This is a genomic window from Paenibacillus vulneris (genome assembly GCF_039543185.1).
Lineage (GTDB): Bacteria > Bacillota > Bacilli > Paenibacillales > NBRC-103111 > Paenibacillus_S > Paenibacillus_S vulneris.
The window spans coordinates 1-19798 of sequence record NZ_BAABJG010000050.1 but is presented as its reverse complement, the minus strand read 5'-3'; the positions used below and the strand labels follow the sequence as shown (position 1 = coordinate 19798).

The 19798-nt window shown below is 47.2% G+C and carries 18 protein-coding genes, 1 pseudogene and 1 riboswitch; of the genes and pseudogenes, 8 read left to right on the top strand and 11 right to left on the bottom strand.

Annotated elements, in window-relative coordinates:
- The first annotated feature begins 429 nt into the window (after nucleotides 1-429).
- The 4 genes from ABEA66_RS31670 (at nucleotide 430) to ABEA66_RS31655 (ending at nucleotide 4604) form a co-directional block, all read left to right on the top strand.
- Nucleotides 430-1014, top strand: a complete 585-nt coding sequence (locus tag ABEA66_RS31670) for a TetR/AcrR family transcriptional regulator (RefSeq protein WP_345593895.1) — start codon at nucleotides 430-432, stop codon at nucleotides 1012-1014.
- A gap of 58 nt (nucleotides 1015-1072) precedes the next feature.
- Complete coding sequence (locus ABEA66_RS31665; RefSeq protein ID WP_345593893.1) at nucleotides 1073-2245, top strand: MFS transporter; 1173 nt, start codon at nucleotides 1073-1075, stop codon at nucleotides 2243-2245.
- Between the two features lie 216 nt (nucleotides 2246-2461).
- Nucleotides 2462-3763 carry an NAD(P)/FAD-dependent oxidoreductase gene (locus ABEA66_RS31660; RefSeq protein ID WP_345593891.1) on the top strand — a complete coding sequence of 434 codons (1302 nt, stop codon included), beginning with the start codon at nucleotides 2462-2464 and terminating at the stop codon, nucleotides 3761-3763.
- Entirely contained in the window at nucleotides 3741-4604 is an 864-nt protein-coding gene (locus ABEA66_RS31655; protein ID WP_345593889.1) for an RNA polymerase sigma-70 factor, read from the top strand. The genes ABEA66_RS31660 and ABEA66_RS31655 overlap by 23 nt, the downstream gene beginning before the upstream one ends.
- 178 nt (nucleotides 4605-4782) lie before the next feature.
- Here ABEA66_RS31655 and ABEA66_RS31650 read toward each other — a convergent pair whose 3' ends face one another.
- The 3 genes from ABEA66_RS31650 to ABEA66_RS31640 form a co-directional block, all read right to left on the bottom strand.
- Nucleotides 4783-4989 carry a helix-turn-helix transcriptional regulator gene (locus tag ABEA66_RS31650; RefSeq protein WP_079911333.1) on the bottom strand — a complete coding sequence of 69 codons (207 nt, stop codon included), beginning with the start codon at nucleotides 4987-4989 and terminating at the stop codon, nucleotides 4783-4785.
- Nucleotides 4989-5213: a hypothetical protein gene (locus ABEA66_RS31645; protein ID WP_345593886.1), complete on the bottom strand. Its 225-nt coding sequence runs from the start codon at nucleotides 5211-5213 to the stop codon at nucleotides 4989-4991. The genes ABEA66_RS31650 and ABEA66_RS31645 overlap by 1 nt, the downstream gene beginning before the upstream one ends.
- Before the next feature lie 319 nt (nucleotides 5214-5532).
- Nucleotides 5533-6132 (bottom strand): TetR/AcrR family transcriptional regulator, encoded by a 600-nt coding sequence (locus ABEA66_RS31640; protein WP_345593884.1) that lies wholly within the window; start codon nucleotides 6130-6132, stop codon nucleotides 5533-5535.
- A 189-nt stretch (nucleotides 6133-6321) separates the two neighbouring features.
- Here ABEA66_RS31640 and ABEA66_RS31635 point away from each other — a divergent pair, with 189 nt between their 5' ends.
- A complete protein-coding gene (locus tag ABEA66_RS31635; protein WP_345593881.1) occupies nucleotides 6322-7179 on the top strand; it encodes an SDR family oxidoreductase in 858 nt (285 codons plus the stop codon).
- 207 nt (nucleotides 7180-7386) lie between these two features.
- Here ABEA66_RS31635 and ABEA66_RS31630 read toward each other — a convergent pair whose 3' ends face one another.
- Entirely contained in the window at nucleotides 7387-8430 is a 1044-nt protein-coding gene (locus ABEA66_RS31630; protein ID WP_345593879.1) for a zinc-binding alcohol dehydrogenase family protein, read from the bottom strand.
- A 131-nt stretch (nucleotides 8431-8561) separates the two neighbouring features.
- On the opposite strand from ABEA66_RS31630, the gene ABEA66_RS31625 reads away from it, so the two are divergent.
- On the top strand, nucleotides 8562-8939 hold the full coding sequence (locus tag ABEA66_RS31625) for a winged helix-turn-helix transcriptional regulator (protein WP_079911328.1): 378 nt from the start codon (nucleotides 8562-8564) through the stop codon (nucleotides 8937-8939).
- Nucleotides 8940-9173: 234 nt separating this feature from the next.
- Here the strand turns inward: ABEA66_RS31625 and ABEA66_RS31620 are convergent, their stop codons facing one another.
- Entirely contained in the window at nucleotides 9174-9476 is a 303-nt protein-coding gene (locus tag ABEA66_RS31620; RefSeq protein ID WP_079911327.1) for a Dabb family protein, read from the bottom strand.
- 208 nt (nucleotides 9477-9684) lie between these two features.
- Here ABEA66_RS31620 and ABEA66_RS31615 point away from each other — a divergent pair, with 208 nt between their 5' ends.
- Nucleotides 9685-10566 (top strand): helix-turn-helix transcriptional regulator, encoded by an 882-nt coding sequence (locus ABEA66_RS31615; RefSeq protein ID WP_345593876.1) that lies wholly within the window; start codon nucleotides 9685-9687, stop codon nucleotides 10564-10566.
- A 191-nt stretch (nucleotides 10567-10757) separates the two neighbouring features.
- Here ABEA66_RS31615 and ABEA66_RS31610 read toward each other — a convergent pair whose 3' ends face one another.
- The 6 genes and pseudogenes from ABEA66_RS31610 to ABEA66_RS31585 form a co-directional block, all read right to left on the bottom strand.
- On the bottom strand, nucleotides 10758-11636 hold the full coding sequence (locus tag ABEA66_RS31610) for an aminoglycoside phosphotransferase family protein (protein WP_345593874.1): 879 nt from the start codon (nucleotides 11634-11636) through the stop codon (nucleotides 10758-10760).
- A 247-nt stretch (nucleotides 11637-11883) separates the two neighbouring features.
- Nucleotides 11884-13011, bottom strand: coding sequence for a carboxynorspermidine decarboxylase (gene nspC, locus ABEA66_RS31605; protein WP_079911323.1), 1128 nt, complete (start codon nucleotides 13009-13011; stop codon nucleotides 11884-11886).
- Between the two features lies 1 nt (nucleotide 13012).
- Nucleotides 13013-14251: a saccharopine dehydrogenase family protein gene (locus tag ABEA66_RS31600; protein ID WP_192703127.1), complete on the bottom strand. Its 1239-nt coding sequence runs from the start codon at nucleotides 14249-14251 to the stop codon at nucleotides 13013-13015.
- 667 nt (nucleotides 14252-14918) lie between these two features.
- Complete coding sequence (locus tag ABEA66_RS31595) at nucleotides 14919-15347, bottom strand: hypothetical protein (protein WP_079911321.1); 429 nt, start codon at nucleotides 15345-15347, stop codon at nucleotides 14919-14921.
- 163 nt (nucleotides 15348-15510) lie between these two features.
- Nucleotides 15511-15783, bottom strand: coding sequence for a Rossmann-fold NAD(P)-binding domain-containing protein (locus tag ABEA66_RS31590; protein WP_345593870.1), 273 nt, complete (start codon nucleotides 15781-15783; stop codon nucleotides 15511-15513).
- Between the two features lie 8 nt (nucleotides 15784-15791).
- Nucleotides 15792-15962, bottom strand: a pseudogene (locus tag ABEA66_RS31585) (DNA-binding protein); the annotation flags it as partial.
- Between the two features lie 404 nt (nucleotides 15963-16366).
- Nucleotides 16367-16464: riboswitch (cyclic di-GMP riboswitch) on the top strand.
- 208 nt (nucleotides 16465-16672) lie between these two features.
- On the opposite strand from ABEA66_RS31585, the gene ABEA66_RS31580 reads away from it, so the two are divergent.
- On the top strand, nucleotides 16673-19798 hold a 3126-nt coding region (locus ABEA66_RS31580), incomplete at its 3' end, for a cadherin-like beta sandwich domain-containing protein (RefSeq protein ID WP_345593868.1).

Genomic DNA, 19798 nt, shown 5'->3' with positions numbered 1-19798 from the left:
GCGCTGATTGAAAGAATGCTTAAGACGACCGATTTAATCGATAAGTAAACAGTTATACTAAACAACCATTGACGACTTTCATGTCGTCGATGGTTGTTTTTTACTATTACAGGGTTTATAAATTTCGGGGCTCCCCGCAAAGTACCTGAATCAGCATCGAAGCCAAGGCCCCACTTTGTGGGGTTATTTTACCATAATAGAGTTTATAAGACACCAAGGTCATAGGATGTGAAAATTCTATTTGGCGATAAAACTTACATCTAAACGCGGTCGCACGTCTTCGAAAGGCCTCGATAGAGGTTTTCTCATTTCGCTTTGGAGGTCACTGGATATCTTATAGGCAATGGGACGATTGACATTCACTTTTCAGAGATGTAGAATTATAAAAAAATGTTAGTTACCGATAACTATCGAAAAAGAGGGATATTCTTGAGTGTCAGAACGGAAAGCACGGCTGAAAAAATATTGTCGTCCACCATCGATCTCATGTCCGAGAAAGGGTATAAGGCGGTAACCATCAAGGAAATCGCCGCTGCTGCTTCCGTTAGCGAGATGACTGTATTTCGGACGTTTGGCTCCAAAAAAGCCATATTGGATGCCATTATCGACAATTATATGTTCTCCTCGCCGATTGAGCAGACCATCCAACAAAATCTCAAGTACGAACTCGAAACAGATTTGTTGATGATCAGCGAGCTGTACCACGATGTACTGGCCAGAAACAAAAAAATTTATTTGATTTCCATCTTAGAACGGAAAACGATGCCTGAAATCCACTTGAGCTTACACAATAAAGCTACTAAATTTCTCAATATTGTTACCGAATATTTCCGTGTCATGCAGCAACAAGGCAAAGTAGTCAAAGGCAACCCGGAAACCCAGGCCTTAACGCTAATGAAGTTCAATTACGGGAAATTTGTTGCCGGTTTGCTGTTAGAGAGTATTGCACCTGCTTCTCCAAATGATAACCTGCAAGCTTCGATAGCCATTATAGCAAAGGGGTTGAGCATATAATTTTTTTTATCCAAAATGTTAGTTAGTGATAACTAAACAAAGAAAGAGGGTGCTTACGATGGGACGTTTATGGACGACATCTTTTGTCGGTCTCACGCTGTCTATGTTCTTCCTATGCTTTGGGTTTTATTTGCTCCTCCCGACTTTGCCGCTATATATTAAACAATCAGGCATTGACGAATCGCGGCTCGGACTCATCATAGGCGGGTTTACTCTTACCGCGGTCGTTGTCCGTCCCGTTATCGGCGGTCTATTGGATCATTTCGGCAGGCGCTCCTTTATCATTGCCGGGTTGATTATTTTCTCTATCGCGATGTTTTGGTACAACTGGGCAAGCGGATTTCTGCTGCTGCTTCTTGTGCGAATACTTCATGGCAGCGGTTGGGCTATCTCCACCACTTCCATCGGTACTTCGATCACAGACGTCATCCCTGCCCGGCGCAGAAACGAGGGAATGGGATGGTATGGTATGTCGATGAGCGTATCTATGGCAATCGGGCCCCTTATCGGGGTATGGATGGTCCAGAGCTACTCTTTCCGGCATTTGTTTGTTTTAGCTGCTTGTTTGTCTGTTGGAGCTATCCTTATTGCCTTGGCGACCAAGGTGCCTGATATCCGATCGAACAAAGAACAAAAAGCGGTGTTCTTCGATAAATCCGTTCTCCCGATATCGGCGGCCATCTTTTTCTTAGCTCTGACGTACGGTGGAATCACCACATTTTTGCCGCTGTTTGCAGGCACTATTCACGTCAATGCAGGGACTTTCTTTTTGGTCTATGCTGTAGCGCTAACGCTCATCCGGCCTTTTGCAGGGAAGCTCGCGGATCGCTATAACGAGGGCTCCATCATTATCCCTTCCATGATCCTGACGGTCATAGCGCTGCTGATCTTAAGCTCGTCTGACGGTCTGCCGGGAGTTATCGTTTCCGCCTTGCTGTACGGGGTTGGTTTCGGAGCGGCTCAGCCCACACTTCAGGCAGTGACACTTGGCCTTGTTTCTTCCGACAAAAAAGGCATGGCCAATGCTTCTTTCTTCACGGCCATGGATTTTGGGATCGGGTTGGGAACGATCCTGCTTGGGTTTATTTCACAGTTATTCGGCTACCCGTTCCTGTTTGCCGCATGCGCGGTTTCTGGGCTTATTGCTTTGCTCATCTTCACGGTTTTTGTAAGAAGAACCTCATTACGAAGAAAGGAGGAGCCTGTCGGCAATATTCATCAGTCAACCTAAGCGTATATTTTTTTAGAAGAATTGTTAGTTAGTAATAACTAATATGCTGTCGATTCCTTCGGCACCTTCGTAGCGCCCCCTGAAGTCTTGCCGCGGGGCGTCTTTTTGTTGCTTTGAAATGTTGCGGCAGATTTCCCATAAATTTTATTTGCGTATCTGTCACACTTCACATCCCTTCCCCGTCATACAGGTAAAATTTGAAAGGGATGATGAGTGATGCAAAAGGTGGATGTGGTCGTGGTTGGTGGAGGGATTGCGGGTTTAACCGCTGCAATATACGCAGCTAAAGCCGGGAAACAAACGGTGGTCATTGAAAAACAGAATCGCTTAGGCGGCCGAGCCATTTCCAACAAGAAAAAAGGGGCATACTTCAACCTGGGCGCGCATGCCTTGTATAAGGGAGATGCTTACGCGACTTTCCGGGAATTGGGATTGACCTTGCAGGGAAAGAAGCCTTCGGCTGAGGCTTATGGCGTTTGGAAAGGGAAGTTAAGCCCCTTGCCTTCGAGCATAACATCCTTGTTTACGACCCCGCTGTTGTCTTGGAAAGGAAAGATGGAGTTCGCTTCGTGTCTTACGAAGCTTTCAAAAGCGGACACTCGTCAATTTGACCGGATCAGTATCCGCGAATGGGTCGAAGGGAATTTGCGGGATCCCATGGTGCGCAATATCTTTTATTCGCTGCTTCGTGCCGCCAGTTATGTGGTCGGGCCGGATTTGCCAGCCGCGGGTCCTGTATTGAAACAGCTGCAGAATGCCCTTAAAGGCGCGTTGTACCTGGATCGTGGCTGGGGCGAGTTGGTCGAGGAATTGCGGCAAAAGGCATCCGACCTCGGAGTGCGGTTATTAACAAATACCAAAGTCACGTCCATCGATACACGTGGCGGGATCGTGCGGCAGGTTCTCTGTGAAGACGGAACGAAAATCGATACGCACCATGTTATCCTTGCCACATCGCCTTCTATCGCAAGTGAGTTGGTGCCCTTTGCAGAAAAAACCGCCCTTCATACCTGGAAAGAACAAGCGATTGAAGTCACCGCGGCTTGCCTGGATGTGGCCTTGAAACGGCTTCCCAAGCCCAAACAACAATTTGCATACGGGATCGATCAGACCGTGCTTCTTAGCAATTATTCGCGTGCAGCTTATCTAAGCGACGATGGCGCGCAAGTCGTATCGCTCATTAAGTACCAAGGGAAAGAAACGGACCCGGATACAGATTTGCGCGAACTGGAAGGCGTGCTGGACTTGATGCAGCCGGGATGGCGGGAACAATTGGTTGTCAAGCAATATCTTCCTAAAATAACGGTGTGTCACGACTTTATGCATGTGAAACGTATCGAGAATCCCGGACCCGCTGTCCCGGAAATACAAGGGTTATATGTAGCAGGAGAATGGGCGTCGCACGGTGAAGTATTGGTTGATGCCGCGACGGCAAGCGCCAAAAGAGCCATCCAACACATGCTCTCCCTCGAGGGTAAGGAGAGGAACGCCTATTATGAGTACAGAGGAATTATATAAGCGTTATAAAACGGAGTTGTTTTCGTTAGCGTATCGAATGCTCGGCAGCGTCATGGATGCGGAAGATATCGTACAAGATGCTTTTTTGAGCTATGACAGACTGTCGGACGTCGGGACAATCCGAAACGAAAGGGCATTTTTATACAAAATCGTAACGAATCGTTGTCTTGATCTTTTGCGCTCGTCGGCCAAAAAACGGGAAATGTACGTTGGCCCATGGCTTCCGGAGCCCCTGATTGAAAAAGGAGCCTCGGACGACGATCCATCTAATAAGTATTTGCGGTCGGAGTCGATTTCTACGGCGTATCTCCTGCTTCTGCAGCAATTGAGTGCAACGGAAAGGGCGGTATTTCTTCTTCGAGAGATTTTTCAATATCCGTTCGAAGAGATTGCTGATATAGTCGGAAAAAGCAGTGCGAATTGCCGGCAAATTTTCCACCGCGCCAAAAAAAGCATCCATTTCGACCCGGACCAACAACCGTCGGTTTCCATCGCGGAGGAGAAGATTAAAGAGTTTGTGAATTCGCTGCTGCAAGGAAATACGACGAAGCTTCTTGAACTGGTAAGTGAGAATGTTGTGCTGTACACGGACGGCGGAGGTAAAGTAAGCGCGGCACAAGTACCTGTTGTCGGGTTTGAGCAAGTGATGAAGTTACATCAAAATTTGATCAACAAACATGCGGGTAAATTTACGTACTCGTTCCTCTTGGTGAATGGGCTCCCCGGAGTCCGCATTCGTTTGGGTGAAGGGATCCAATATGTTTATTCTTTTGCTTATCGAGATCATAAGATCGAAGCGATCTATACTGTCGCAAATCCGGAAAAGTTAAGACATCTATAGAAACACAATGTAAATGGTAAAGGAGCTGACGACGTCAGCTCCTTTTTTCGCCGTTAAACCCGAGTGAAACCGAAGACCATATTCGATGTGCTGTTGTTCACTGCAGGATTGAACGGAATACACCTGAAATTGTTACTGTCTGAAAGAGCACAGCTTCGGTGAATGAACAGCTGGTCCGCTAATCAAGATCACCGTCTTCAAAAATAAAAAGCTCTTCTACACTGACCTGGAATTGCCGGGCGATTTTGACAGACAGCTTGAGGGACGGGTTGTACTCTCCTTTTTCCAAAAAATTGATCGTTTCTCTTCTTGCGCCGACTTTTTGTGCGAGCTCTGCCTGGGTGAGGTTGAATTTTGCCCGATATTCTTTTATGCGTGTTTTCATTATTCCAAGCCTTTCCGCTTCCTTGTAAGCAGCCAGGATACGTAGAGCGATCCCGCCATGCCGAATAAACCAATCAATAGTAAATCATCGATTTCCAGATATTTGTGGAGCGCGAACAAAATAATCCAGATGTACAAGGAGTAGAAATACGCTTTGCCTGCAGAATAAATCTTTACTTTTCTGGTGCGCTCATCATCAAACCCAAAACGAAGATTCCATTTCATAATCATCACCTCATGTTAGAAATATATAACTTGATGTTAAAAATATATAACATTCTCTGTATTTCGTCAATGGGCTCTATGTATGTTTTTTACATTTATTAAAAGGCAAAACGGAGTTGCTCTCTATGCAACAAAAGTTCGCGTTACTCTTTAAAGCACTCGCAAACATGCCGATTCCCGGTCTGCAAACAAAGGGCCATCCATCAAAGGATGACCCTAAAACTTTTTTCTCAAATATCAAATTCAAACTCCGAAAATCGCCTAAAGTAGACTTACGGGTAACAATGGTTTCATTATTTCGAGTGAGCCTATGCATACTTCAAGACCCCGAGGTTGCTTGCTGCCAAAAAGACCCCAAATTAACGGTTACAACTTCAATAACGTCTTGTACCATCGATTCCAACGAGCGAGCTTGGGCATCTCTGCTCCACTGTAGGGCCGACCCGAATACCCCCCAACTGACGACAAGAGCTGTAGCTTCCAGTCTTTCTTGAGGGAAGCTTTGTTGGGCCCCGGATTTAAGCCATTGGAGCAAAAGGCGATACAATTCTCTTTGTACAGCTTTTTCAAGCATCGGCTCAAACTGCTTGTCTCCCGGCGTGATGTATCCTCGAAATCGCAACTGAAATTGAAAGATGGTTTGAACGAGGGTGCGCAGATTGTCCTTATTGAAGGCTGAATCATCCGGCAGTCTTTTTTGGATAATGATCTGAAATTTTTCCGTCATCCAATACTCCAAAAAAGCGAATTTATCTTCAAAATGGGCATAGAAGGTTGCTCGGTTGACGGATGCCCGAGCCGTAATGTCGTACACGGATATCGAATAGATGTTTCTCTTTTCGTCGAGCAGCTCGTTAAAGGCTTGTATAAATAACTGACGGGTTCTTTTTACACGGGGGTCATTGGGATTTACCGGCATGCTGCACCACGCTTTCTTTGGGTCTCAAAAAACAGACAAAACGCCGATCATGTTGGGAAACCAACGAAAACCGCCTTTTGCTGATTGTGAATAAGGTTCCATCCTTTTATCTTTTGTTTATGCCATATATATGGTTGCACAAAACCGTATTCTATGCAAATCTTCTACAAAGGAAAGGATGAAGGTAACATGCTTATCGTTACTGGAGCAAACGGAAAGTTAGGCAGGGGCGTTGTAGAGCAATTGCTTAAGCGTATCCCTGCTGAGCAGATTGGTGTCAGTGTCCGAGATGTGAGCAAGGCTCGGGATTTAAAGGATCGTGGGGTCCGTGTTCGTCATGGCGATTTTGATGATGCGGACAGCTTGCTTTATGCTTTTGAGGGGGCGTCGCAGGTTCTTCTTGTTTCGTCCGGTATTTTGGGAGAGGCGGGGATCCGTCAGCATCAAACCGCGATTCACGCGGCAAAGGAGTCTGGGGCCGACAAGGTGCTGTACACAAGTCACATGGGTTCTTCTTCGACGTCGTATTTCCCGCCTATGATTCACCATGCGGCGACAGAAGCAGTGCTTAAAGAATCGGGTATGCCCTACACGTCTCTTCGCAACGGGTTTTATGCCTCATCATTAGTTGGACTCATCGGCGCAGCAATCAATACGGGAGAATTGATCGTTCCTGAGGACGGTCCGATTGCCTGGACAGCGCACTTAGACTTGGCCCAAGCCACGGCAGTTATTCTAACCGAGCAGAGCTGGGACGGCCCATCCCCGAATCTAACCGCTTCAGAAGCGATTGACATGGAGGGGGTTGCAGCAATGGTTTCGGAGATTGTGGGAAGACCTATCTACCGAAAAGTAGTCTCGGACGAGGCATATCGGGAGCATCTGACCGCTCAAGGTTTTCCGGAAGCGCGTATTGAGATCACTATGGGTTTATTTCATGCCAGCCGCAACGGGGACTTCGCGCAGACGAGCAACATTTTAGCTGAACTGATCGGTCGACCTCCGATGACGTTAAGGGACTTTTTAAAAGAGTCTATTGCTCTATAATCTCGATCCTTGGTCCAATAAATGATAGAGGCGGGTTCTGAAAAATATCGGTACCCTAAAAAGCCCGTATTGGGGTTAGCGAAACCGACGCCCGTTCTCTTGTCTGCACCATACCGCAGTAAGCAAAAAGGCCCTAAGTTATAAGGGGCCTTATTCTTGTCTATACCGATGACCGCTCCTCGGTACCAAATGGTCTTGTTCGCAGGATCAGAAGTTTTCTAAAACAATTTTACCAATGGATCGGCCATTCTCCAACCTCTCATGTGCTAAACGCAGATTTGCGGCATTAATGGGTTCAAGTCGTTCATTTAGTGTCGTTTTTAATTTCCCATCATCGATTAAGTCCGCCAGGTCATTCAGCAATTCGTGTTGTTTTATCATGTCTTCGGTTTGAAACAAGGGCCGTGTAAACATGAACTCCCATACAAACGTTACACTTTTAGAAAACAGCAAGTCCATTTTCAAGCTTCCTGCCCAGGCGGCCTTATCCGTAGGTACGATACAGCAAATTTTGCCTTGGGGGGTAATGGCCTCCGCCATATTCGCTAGATGTTGTACAGTATCATTCAAGCAGAAAATATAATCTACAGCATCTATACCCAATTCCTTGAGCTGAGGCTGGAAAGGGTTGTTGTGGTTAATGATAAAATCCGCTCCTAGTTCTTCGACCCATTGAGCTGATTCCGGACGCGAGGCAGTACCGATAACGGTCAAGCCTGCTAATTTGGCAAGCTGCACGGCAATCGATCCTACTCCTCCAGCTGCGCCGATAATAAGTATGCTCTTGTTTTCCTTTGCGTTAAGGTTAATTCCCAAACGATCATATAGGCCCTCCCATGCAGTTATCGAGGTAAGGGGTAATGCGGCTGCTGCCGCGAAATCTAAGCTTCTTGGCATTTTTCCTACGATTCGTTCATCAACCAAGTGAAATTCGCTATTAGTGCCTGGTCGGGCCACACTGCCCGCATAATAGATTTTGTCCCCTGGTTTAAACAATTGACAGTCAGGGCCAACTTGTTCTACGATTCCAGCAGCATCCCAACCAAGAATTTTCGGTGATTCGGCTTCATAGTTATGTTTGGCGCGAACGCCGACGTCTGCAGGGTTGACAGAGATAGCTTTTACATTTACAAGCAAATCGCGGCCTGTAGGTTCGGGTTTATCCAAATGCAGATCGATAAGGCTTTCCGGATCAGATATAGGGAGGTATCGGTAAGCACCGACTGCTTTCATTTGCTGGCGAGTATTCATAGGTATCGCATCCTTTCAAATAGCAATTGATTTGTACAGATAGCATTGTATATCAGTTGGGTTACTTTAAGTAAGTACGCATATTTTTATGGTATAGTATTAAAAATCAAACCTTTGGGGAGGACAAGCTGATGGGAGACCGAAGAAACAAATATGGAGCGCATCCGGATATGCAAGCATGCCCGGTTGAAACAACGCTGGATGTTATTGGCGGAAAGTGGAAGGGGATCATTCTCTATCAGCTTCTGGATGGAACGAAAAGATTTAATGAATTCAGGCGCCTGAATCCAGGAATTACGCAGTTTATGCTCACATTGCAATTAAGAGAGCTTGAACGGGACGGCATCATTCATCGAGAAATATATAAAGAGGTTCCGCCAAGAGTGGAATACTCCCTTACTGATTTTGGAAGGACTTTGGAACCGGTGATTATGTCTATGAAAGCATGGGGGGAGTCTTACAAGGTGCGGCTTGATGAAAATCGCACGATACAAGCGGAGGATAATTAAAGGCAAGGTGGGTAATAAAACCGGCCGGTGGTACAAGGCAGCAGCTGCAACAAATAATAGACATACTATCTATGTTGCGAGGCACCTGCCAATGCTTGGCTGGACATCGATGGCGGAGCAGCGAATATCTGTTTTGTGTTGTGTGACCATAAGCTTTGGCAGCCTGATGCAACGCGATCGAACCCTCGGTCTGTAGAGAGAGGGCTCGAAACAGGCTATATCTTTTCTCAATCGTCAAGCAATCGGATAGTCCATGACCACAATCCCTTCGACGAAGGATCCAATGGATTGCAATAAATGTTGATGGAGAGGATGCTGAATGTAATCCCGGCAAGCCTGCTCATTCTCAAAAGTAACTCGAATGCCCAACGTGTAACCGTGCTTATGCTCTACTTCCTCCGTAACGTTAATCCCGGCGCTTATATCTACAATCCCCGGGATGTTCCCCTTAAAGGAGTACACTTGCTTTATCACCTCTTCTTTTTGGCCAGTAGAAATAGGGGACTTGAGTTTCAATAGTACAATATGTTCAAACATCTTTTTCTCCTCCAAGGTTCCTGATTATTTTTCGCTTTGCTTCGTTAGTTTGACCTTCTCAACCAATAACTGCTGCAACGTCCATTCTTGCTTTCTCCCTAAAGGGAACATAGACTAGTGTATATAAATCTAACGAAGCTAGGAAGAGATCTGGTTATCGTAGGATTAGGAATCCTACGTTCATCAATGGATAGGAGGATTGGAGATCATGTCGAGCAGCTTGGATCGTTACGGGGAACTGTCCCGGTTTTTACGCACACGCCGGGAAAGGATTACCCCTAAGCAGGTAGGATTGCCGGAAACCGGACGCAGACGGACCCCCGGACTTCGCCGCAGCGAGGTGGCTATGCTGGCAGATGTGGGATTGGATTGGTATACCTGTCTGGAACAAGGGCGCCCTATTAACGCATCCGCCGAGGTCCTCGATCGAATAGCTGGAGTGCTGCGGTTGAACGAATCGGAACGCAGGCATCTGTTTCATCTTGCCCGTAAGCAGATCCCTTTGAACGAAACAATGAAGCCCTCCAAGGTAACACCTGCGCTTCAACGTTTTTTGGATAGCCAACACTTGTCCCCGGCGAATGTCATGGATGGGCGTATGAACATTATCGCCTGGAATGAAGCCTATTGCGCGTTGAACGGGGATCTTGCGACAATGTCTGAAAGGGAGCGGAATTTTGTCTGGATGACGTTTACTTCTGCCCGTTTTCGCTACATCAAAGGGGACGAGTGGGAGCAGCATGCGAAGCGGATCACCGCAAAATTCCATGCCGGGTATGCGCGGCACTTTGACGACCCTTGGTGGTCTGGGCAGTATGAGGCGCTGTGCCAAGCCAGCAGCGAGTTTCGCGAATTTTGGGACTCCCATGAGGTTCTCGATGCCATCGATGCTCCAAAGGCACTGCAGTGTCCGAATCTCGGAACCTTGAATTTTGATCTTGTTTCGTTTCAGTATTCGGACGATGCCAACTTGACGGTTTCCATTCATGTTCCCCATCCAGACGGCACGGTGGAAAAAATGCAGCAGCTGTTAAGCAATTATCAAAGTCAGTATTCGGAGCCGCGTGAATTAAAAGCTTTACGGAGCTAACAAGCCGCCGGCTATAACAAATCAACCCCTCTGCCCCGAAGCATTGACAGCTTTCGCTGGTTGACGCTGTCCCGCTTTCATTAAGAAGATGAGCAGGAACGCATAAATGACTGACAAGATAAGAACAAATTCCAGCGCGACAGTAAAGGCGTGTGCATACGTATCAGAAGAGGCGACCAAGATTCATACGCTTATAGCCGGTTGTAGTCCCGGACGATGGTATCCATTACATACTTTCCCCAGACCGAGGCTTCCGAGCCCCTCTCATTCCGCTCGTAAGTGATGAGTGCTTTCCATAGGGCCCAGCCGCGTGCGCGGTTAATAGTGTCCTCATCAAAATTCATGAGTTTCAAGAAAATCTCGCGGCTTGCGTCGTCAAAAAAGTTCCAGGCCATAACAAGGTCGCTGGAAGGATCACCCACGCCCATAGTGCCGAAATCAATGACGCCGCACAGCCGTCCCTCTCTCACAAGCAGATTGCCTACTGCAACGTCACCATGCAGCCATAGCGGCGCCGATGAGTATCTTGTCGCAAGAGAAAGCTCCCATATTTCAGTAAGCAGCTTTTGATCGTATTGGCCAGAGAGAGTTTCGATGGCAGACCTTGTTTCGTGATCGTAAACAGCAAGGCTTCCTCCTCGATGAAAGTTCTGAACACCTGCCGGTATGCCGCGGCTCGCGTCGATCGCCTCTAACTCTTTCAAAAACTTCGCGAGGTGTTCGGCAAATTCGTGTAGATTGCGTATGTTGTCATGAGTGACGGTGTCACCCTCAATCCACCGGTTAATGGACCAGGGAAGAGGATATTCGTCCGTCGGCTCGCCTTTTGCAACAGGAACCGGAATGGGTAAGGAAAGAAGCGGCTTGAAAGTAGGAAGCCAAGTCAACTCTTTCTCAACAGCCGGGGCGTAGCTTTCATGACTCGGCAGGCGAACAGTCATCTCGCTGCCCAACCGGTAGGTGCGGTTATCATGGCCGCTTTTTTCCACGGGCCTTATATCCAGATCCCTCCATTTTGGAAATTGACTATCGATTAATCGGCGTACCAGTTCACAAGTAATCTCTATCATTTCCTCACTTCTTTCTGCAAATGATTTTGATTATGAATTTTTAGAATAGTTGAAGCCGGGCACTGTATGTATACCCTACACAATAGGAATACTTACATCATACGCCCTTGACCTAGGCCGCCTCAAAGCGTAAAACGGATATAAAAAAACTTGCCGATACGGACGACACAGGGAACCGCACAAAAAGTGACGGCCGAAATGCAAATAAAGCCCTAACCCTGATTGCAGGGCTAAGGCTTTTATTTCATTAAGCTAGTCTCATCTTAAAATCCTGATAGCCGAACTCGCGTACGATGCGGCAATTGCCGTCTTTCTCCTGCACAGCGATGGCAGGCAGCGGCATGCCGTTGAAAGTATTGGTTTTGACCATGGAGTAGATCGCCATATCTTCAAACACTAGTCGGTCGCCGCTCTTCAGAGGCTGATCGAAGGAATAGTCTCCGATGACATCGCCTGTAAGGCAGGTCGGCCCGCCAAGACGATAAGTGTATGGCTTCTCCCCGGCTTCGCCCGAGCCGATAAGCGGCGGACGGTAAGGCATTTCCAGAACATCAGGCATATGGCAGGTAGCCGACGTATCCACGATCGCAATCTCCATGCCGTTTCGATGGATATCCAATACGGATGTGACCATGTAGCCCGCGTTCAGTGCGATGGCTTCTCCCGGTTCGAGATAGACCTCCAAACCATACTTGTCCTGCATTCTCTTAATGCAGGCTTCCAATCTTGGAATATCATAATCTTCTCTTGTGATATGGTGACCGCCGCCGAAATTAATCCATTCCATTTGCGGCAGCCATGGCCCGAACTTGTCTTCCACCGCATTCAGCGTGGTCTCCAGATCGTCCGAATTCTGTTGGCAAAGGGTATGGAAATGCAGTCCCGAAACGCCTTCAAGCTGTTCCGGCCGGAAATCCTCCCGTTTTACGCCAAATCGGGATCCCGGCGAGCAAGGATCATAGATTTCATGTCCCACTTGCGTCGAGCATTCCGGATTGATGCGAAGGCCTATTTTTCTGCCAGCAGCAAGTGCTTTCGCTTTATACTTCTCCAACTGGGAGAAGGAATTGAAGATGATATGATCGCAAATGGATATAATTTCGTCGATTTCATCTTCACGATAGGCAGGGGCAAAGACATGAGTTTCTTTGCCCATTTCTTCGTGGCCCAGCCGTGCTTCGAATAAACCGCTCGCGGTCGTACCGCTTAAGTATTTCCCGATGAGCGGATACATCTCAGTCATGGAAAAAGCTTTTTGCGCCAACACAATCTTGGCTCCCGTACGCTGCATGACGCCGTTCAAAATCTTCAGGTTTTTTTCAATGAGCGCTTCATCGACTACGAAACAAGGTGTAGGTAATTCCTCGAACCGCATATTAACGAACGAACTCCGGCTGTTTAGTTTCCTCCGGCAACGCGTCAACAAGCACCGGATTAAAGTCTTCTACCCATGGAAGTCCCCATTTGTTCAGCTCTTCCATGAATGGATCCGGATCGAACTCTTCGACATTGAATACGCCAGGCTTATTCCATTTGCCGGTCAGGATCATCGCCGCGCCGATCATGGCAGGCACGCCAGTTGTATAGGAGATGGCTTGGGAGCCCACTTCTTTATAGCACTCTTGATGATCGCAAACATTGTAGACATAATAAGTCTTGTCTTGGCCGTCTTTTTTCCCTTTGAAGATACAACCGATGTTCGTCTTGCCCACCGTACGAGGTCCAAGGGAAGCCGGGTCCGGGAGCACAGCCTTCAGGAATTGAAGCGGGATGATTTTTTTGCCTTCGTATTCAATCGGTTCGATGGAGGTCATTCCCACGTTTTCAAGTGCCTTTAAGTGCATAAGATAGCTTTGACCGAAAGTCATGAAGAAACGAATGCGTTTCAGTCCAGGGATGTTTTGCGCAAGGGATTCAAGCTCTTCATGGTACAGCAAATACATATCCTTTTGGCCGACTTCCGCGAAGTTATACTCGCGTTTGATTTCCATCGGCTTCGTTTCGATCCATTCCCCGTTTTCCCAGTAGCGTCCGTTAGCAGACACTTCACGGATGTTGATTTCCGGATTGAAGTTGGTTGCGAAAGGATAGCCGTGATCCCCGCCGTTGCAATCCAGAATGTCGATATATTCAATTTCGTCAAAATAGTGTTTCAACGCATAAGCGGAGAATACGCCAGTAACGCCCGGATCGAATCCGCTGCCCAGAAGAGCTGTAATTCCTGCTTTTTCGAAGCGTTCCCGGTATTCCCATTGCCATTTGTATTCGAATTTTGCCGTATCTTCCGGCTCATAGTTTGCCGTATCCATATAGTGAGTTTTGGTAGCCAGGCAGGCCTCCATGATCGTCAAATCTTGGTAAGGAAGAGCCAGGTTCATGACGATATCCGGTTTGAATTCGGTAATCAGATCGATCAGATCTTCCACGATGTCTGCATCGACTTGTGCAGTTGTAATTTTGGTTTTGCCGCCGTCCAATTTGGCTTTCAGCTCGTCGCATTTGGACTTGGTACGGCTGGCGATGCAGATTTCCTCGAACACTTCGCTGTTTTGAACGCATTTATGAACTGCTACAGATGCTACGCCGCCGGCGCCGATGATTAGTGCTTTTCCCATTTGTCAATCTCCTCATCTTATTAAACTAAATAAACTGTATAAACTTTTTTTACTGCAAAACGGCAACAAAAAAGCAAGCGAAACACGCACCATGCGCATCACACTTGCTTGTTATAGTCGAATAATAAGATAATTTCCAGTAAGCATGACATGATAAATCTTATCACGCTTGTCAGTCAGCCATAAAACGCATCGGTTGGAAAGGCTCTTACTATTCAAATATACCATGTTAGGATCAGAGTCTATATAGCAAATAATTACTTTTACCACTCTTATTGACCGTTTCACAAGTTGTGTGCGTATGCACCGGTTGTAAAGTAACCAACTTATAAAATTTGAGCTTTTAACTCAATCAATAAGGCAACGAAAGTTGCCAGTCGGCATTTGACCCGGCTGTCCGTATGGCCTTAACTTCCCTAAGGAAGTGGTCAAAGATTATCTGCTTGGAAAGATCCTACATGTATTGAATATTCGCTTTCCAAAAATTATGCTCCTCCATAATATCAGGATAGGAAGTATTGAGCAAGAGGAAATTTAAAACAAACTTATTTTCGGTGTTGAATACCGAACGACATATCATATTCAAGATTTCAAGCAATGTTAACACTTTATATAATTGGGTTTTTATTCCACAATGCATTGGTACGGACAAAGGATGCCCAATCTCTTATCTATCAGTCAACAAATTTATTAATTCGTTATATTCAGGATACTCTCTGAAGCTATCACTTGTATGTGTTAGCTTTTCCAACACGGTCCCCTTTTCTTGTTCAGAGAGTGCAGCTGATGTACTCCCCGTTTCTTCCCATTCCTCAGTTAACGTCTGATGTAAAGAAAGTAGACCTTGTTCGTAAACGCTGGTTGCTTCATCATGAATGGCTTTCATCAAAATCTCTTTATTGACGGGGAGTCTGCGAAAGCCTGCAAAATAGGTAACCCCGCTTTTCCAAGAAATCGAACGATGGTTCCACTCGCCCATTAGAATGGCCCATTCTTCCGGATCTAACATAAAAATATAATCAATACCCTCATCAGGATCCTCGGTTCCGCTGCAGACTTGGTCTTCATTTAGAAAGTAATCAAGCGCTTCTTTCATTTGTTCAACCCCCGTACCCATTGTTGATATAAGAACATTGTAATCTCTACAACAGGTGAGTTTCCATCTCCCGATGGAATGGATAGACAAAAAAGACAGAAGAAATGGGGAAAACCACCCCAGTTCCTGGAGTGGCTTTGATATTTAAACCTGCTTTAGCGCATCATCTGCATCCGTGGAATAAGCCAGCTCTTTCTGTACTTCCAAAAGCAGCCAGTCTTTCCAGCAGGGCTGTTCGGATTTGTTCATAGGCATCGTTGCCAAGTGCCATACGTACAGGGCCATACCCCTGATCGACACGGTGTATAATCTGCTGCGCCATTTTATCCGGGTCGCCGACAATCATTTTATTAAACATGCTCATATCAATACCGGGCAGCTCGCCCTTCATCAGGCTAACCAATTGGCCAGCTTCCTTATCCTGGTATGCTTCCATCCGATCTCCGAATACAGCGTCACGCTCATATTGGCAAGATAAGAGACTTCTTCTCTTCGAAGCCCCGGGGTACGTCTTCGTCCAGGCAGCGGCTGTATCCCCGCCTCCGAAGGCTGCAGCCGTTCCCTGCGCGATTTGATAAAATCGCCCAATGCGGATGAAGAACGATTCGTTCTCATATAGGGTTCACCTTCCTTACATTTTCAATTAGGCCGCCAAATGCAGAGAATGTACATTACTCTCTCAAAGGTCACTGTGTAAAAGTGCATATAAGACCATTGTAGTCTCTGTAACCTGTGAATTTCCACCTCCGCATTTGAATGGAAAGACAAAGAAACGTTAATGGAAGATCAGCTCGATTTTAGAACCGTGTACCAGGTAAACGTTATTATCAAGCCTGAAACAGGATGCTATTTTTCCGACCGGTAGACATATTCCGACACGACTGGTCGGAGTTGTTCAGAAATTGTTCAGATTTGTCATATATTATAAAAATGTTGGGTCTAAAGTGCCTGAACGTAAATTTTCCCCATACTCTATGCCATGGCTGAGTAACTATCTATTACATATTTGAAAAGAGATCGTACGATAATGGCAAACCGGTCGAAAGGCCGGGACGCAAAGCTAAAGGGGCTAAGGACTCGCTGTAAAAGCAAGAACCAATGCCAGCCAGCTGTCGAATGCGACGGAAACCTCCGTCTATTAGCGAATGCCCGCTTTTGGACGGGGGTTTTTAATAATTTCTAAAATAGGAGGGAGTTGCTAATGTCGAATGTATTCTGGTTGGAGGTGAGAGATGAAAAGGGCATGGCTTAAAGAAGAGAGGGGCAACTCTTCTGATTCGCGAGAAATTTGAGAGAGAATTTCTATATGAAGGAGTGAACAAAAGTTGAAATTAAATAATCGAAGAATGCTGTCTCTTCTAATGGCAATCGTTATGGTATTGACGCTGATCCCTTTTCAGCCATTAGAAGCAGAAGCAGCGGCAACGCCGACACTTGATCTCGGGAATCCTGTTGGAGTAACCGGGGCAACCTATCAGCTGCCAAACGCTGCATTCGGAAGTACAGGCGTTGTTGATACAAAGGGCGGATACTTTACAGTGGCTGTAGATAGAGGCTCCATTACACTTGGAACTCTGTCTAGCGGTATTACTGAGTTGACTAATGGTATAACCATTAATGGTATTACTACTGATAAATCCACACCCGCAAATAGAGTGTTCAATTTCTCGGGTAATACTAAATATGAAGACATTCAAGCTGCTATTCGAAACATGACATTTACACCAGTTTCGGGGCAGACTCAAAATGTCATTGTCAATGTAACACCAGGGGCGCCATTGACCGATGGAAAAACCTCTGTGCGTACTTATAATGGACGCTATTTTGTATATGTGGCAAGAGAAAGTAACGGTACCATGACATTTAAGGACGCTGTGACTATTGCGGCGAGCATTAACGGACATCTTGTAGAACCGGCAAAAGATAATCCTAGAGAAATGCTTGCGATTGCCAGTATGTTTAAAGAATTTAAGAGTTTCTGGTCGGGAAGCTGGTACTTTATAAGCTTCATAGGCGCGACTAAAACTTACTCACCTAATTGGGACACTTCTGTTGGTAACTACACAAGGTATGTATCAACGGGTTACCAAACAGGACTTGATACCTCGAATGAGATTGTACCTAATGGATCCTACGACCATCTTACACTTTTACTAGATACAAATAATACCAAAATAGGTTACTTACCCGTGCTTAATATACACGGCAGCAGTACATATAGAGACCCGGGAGTTATTGTCGAATATAACCGCGGTGTCATTAGTAACATCTCTGCCACCAAGGTTATCGGGCTTCCGGTGATGGGAGGCAGTGTAACGATCGATGGAACTGCCAAGGTCGGTCAGACGTTGACGGCAAACGTAACGGGAATTACATATTCGCCGAACACGACGACAGGTAATGTGCCGACCTACCAGTGGTATCGTAACGGAGTCGCCATTACGAATGCGACGGGGTCCAGCTATACATTAACTGCGGACGACTTGGGAGCAGTCATCACCGTGGCTGTCACGGCTGATGATGCGCATGCGGTAGGCAGCGTGACGAGTGCGGCGACTGGTGCGGTATCGGCAGCGGATCCGTCTGTTGATAAAACGCAGCTGCAAGCAATGGTCGATAAGATCAATCGAGAGAGCTTGCGAGCAGTCGACTTTACACCGAAAAGCTGGAAAGCGTTAGACGATGCACTGAAGAATGCACAGAATGTGCTCGGCAATCCCAATGCCACTCAGAAGCAGATTGATGATGCATTGGCTGCTTTGGAATCGGCTCGCAAAGATCTTGTGAAGAAGGAGCCGGTGCTTAGCGAGCTAAACCCGAGTGTTGGAGCAGCGGTATATGGAAATCCTTCGGCAGTAGCCGGCCAACCTCTAACGTTGACCCCGGCATTTGACGGCCAGTCGCATTTGAACTATAAAGCGACAGTAACGGAAGACGTATATAGCGTCGCCATCGCTCCGAAGACGGCGGACGAGAATAGTACAGTGAAGGTGATCTTCAACGGCCAATCGGTAGATGCGGAGGATTGGGCGAACTTGCCGCTTCAGCCGGGTCTGAATGTGATTGAAGTTGTTGTTACTCACACGAACGGCCAGCAGAATACGTATCGAATTGAAATTACGAAACCAAGCAAGACCGTTGACAAATCCGCGCTGCGGAAGAGAGCGGACGAAATCAGCGGCGAATCTTTGAACCCGGCAGCCTATACGCCGGAGAGCTGGCAGGCGCTGCAGGATGCGCTGAAGCAAGCCGAGAAGGTATTGAACGATCCGAATGCAACGCAAGCTGAGGTCAATGCGGCGCTAGCCGCGCTGAACGATGCGCGCAATCGTCTAGTTTCGGTGAATGGCGAGCCCGGACTTGTCTCGCTCCAAGTGGGCGATGCGAACGGCAAACCGGTCGCACTGACTCCGGCATTCGACGGCCGGCAGTTGAACTATAAAGCAGTTGTATCGAACGAAGTGACTGCAATCGGTATCGACCCGCAAGCGCTCCAACCGGGCAGCAAAGTTGCCGTTACCTTGAACGGTAACCCGGTCAGTGCTTCGGACTGGAACAAGCTTCCGCTCAAGGAAGGCTTGAACACCATTCAGGTGCAAGTGACCGGTACGGACGGCAAGCAAACGACTTATACACTGGAAATCATCCGGACCACGAACAAGCTGGTCTCGCTCACTCCATCCACCGGCGGCTTGAACCCGGCCTTCGAATCGGACAAGGAAGCTTACTCGATGACCGTGTCCGGCAGTGTATACCAGCTGCAATGGACACCTGTAGCGCTCGATCCGGGTGCTAAAATCGAAATTGCCGTTAACGGAGGTACCTTCAGCGAAGTGGCCAGCGGAGCAACAAGTGCAGCACTTCCGCTCAACCCCGGTGTTAATACGGTAACGGTGAAAGTGACCGACCGGGATGGCCGTATCAAAGAATATACGCTCACCGTCATTAGAGCAACATCCTCCGGAAATAACCGGCCAAGCGGTGGAGGCGGAGGCGGCAGTGCTTCTAATTCCGGCGACATCGTTACAACGGTGAACGATAACCAAACCTCGTTTGCAACACAAACGACAGAGAAAGTCGGAGACCGGAACGTAACTACCGTGAAGATCGATGGAGATAAGCTCAACGGCATCTTGTCCCAAGGGGGCGCGCAGCATCTGGCGATTCGCGTACCGGGTGACGGCGATGTACAGGTACAAGGCTTAACGGCAGCCATGGTCAAGCAATTGAAGGATACCGGCTCGAGCCTGGAAATCGGGAACTTGCTGGCCATCTATCCGGTGCCTAGCAGCCAGTTGGACCTTAGCGCGATCGCGAAACAATTCGGCGATGCGGCACTAGGCGATATTGCCGTGAATGTTACCATTCGGCTTTCAGAGAAAGCTCTCATCGACAACGCTCGCAGCCGTGCAGTGAACGGCGGCTATGAGCTGCTGGTGAATCCGGTTAGT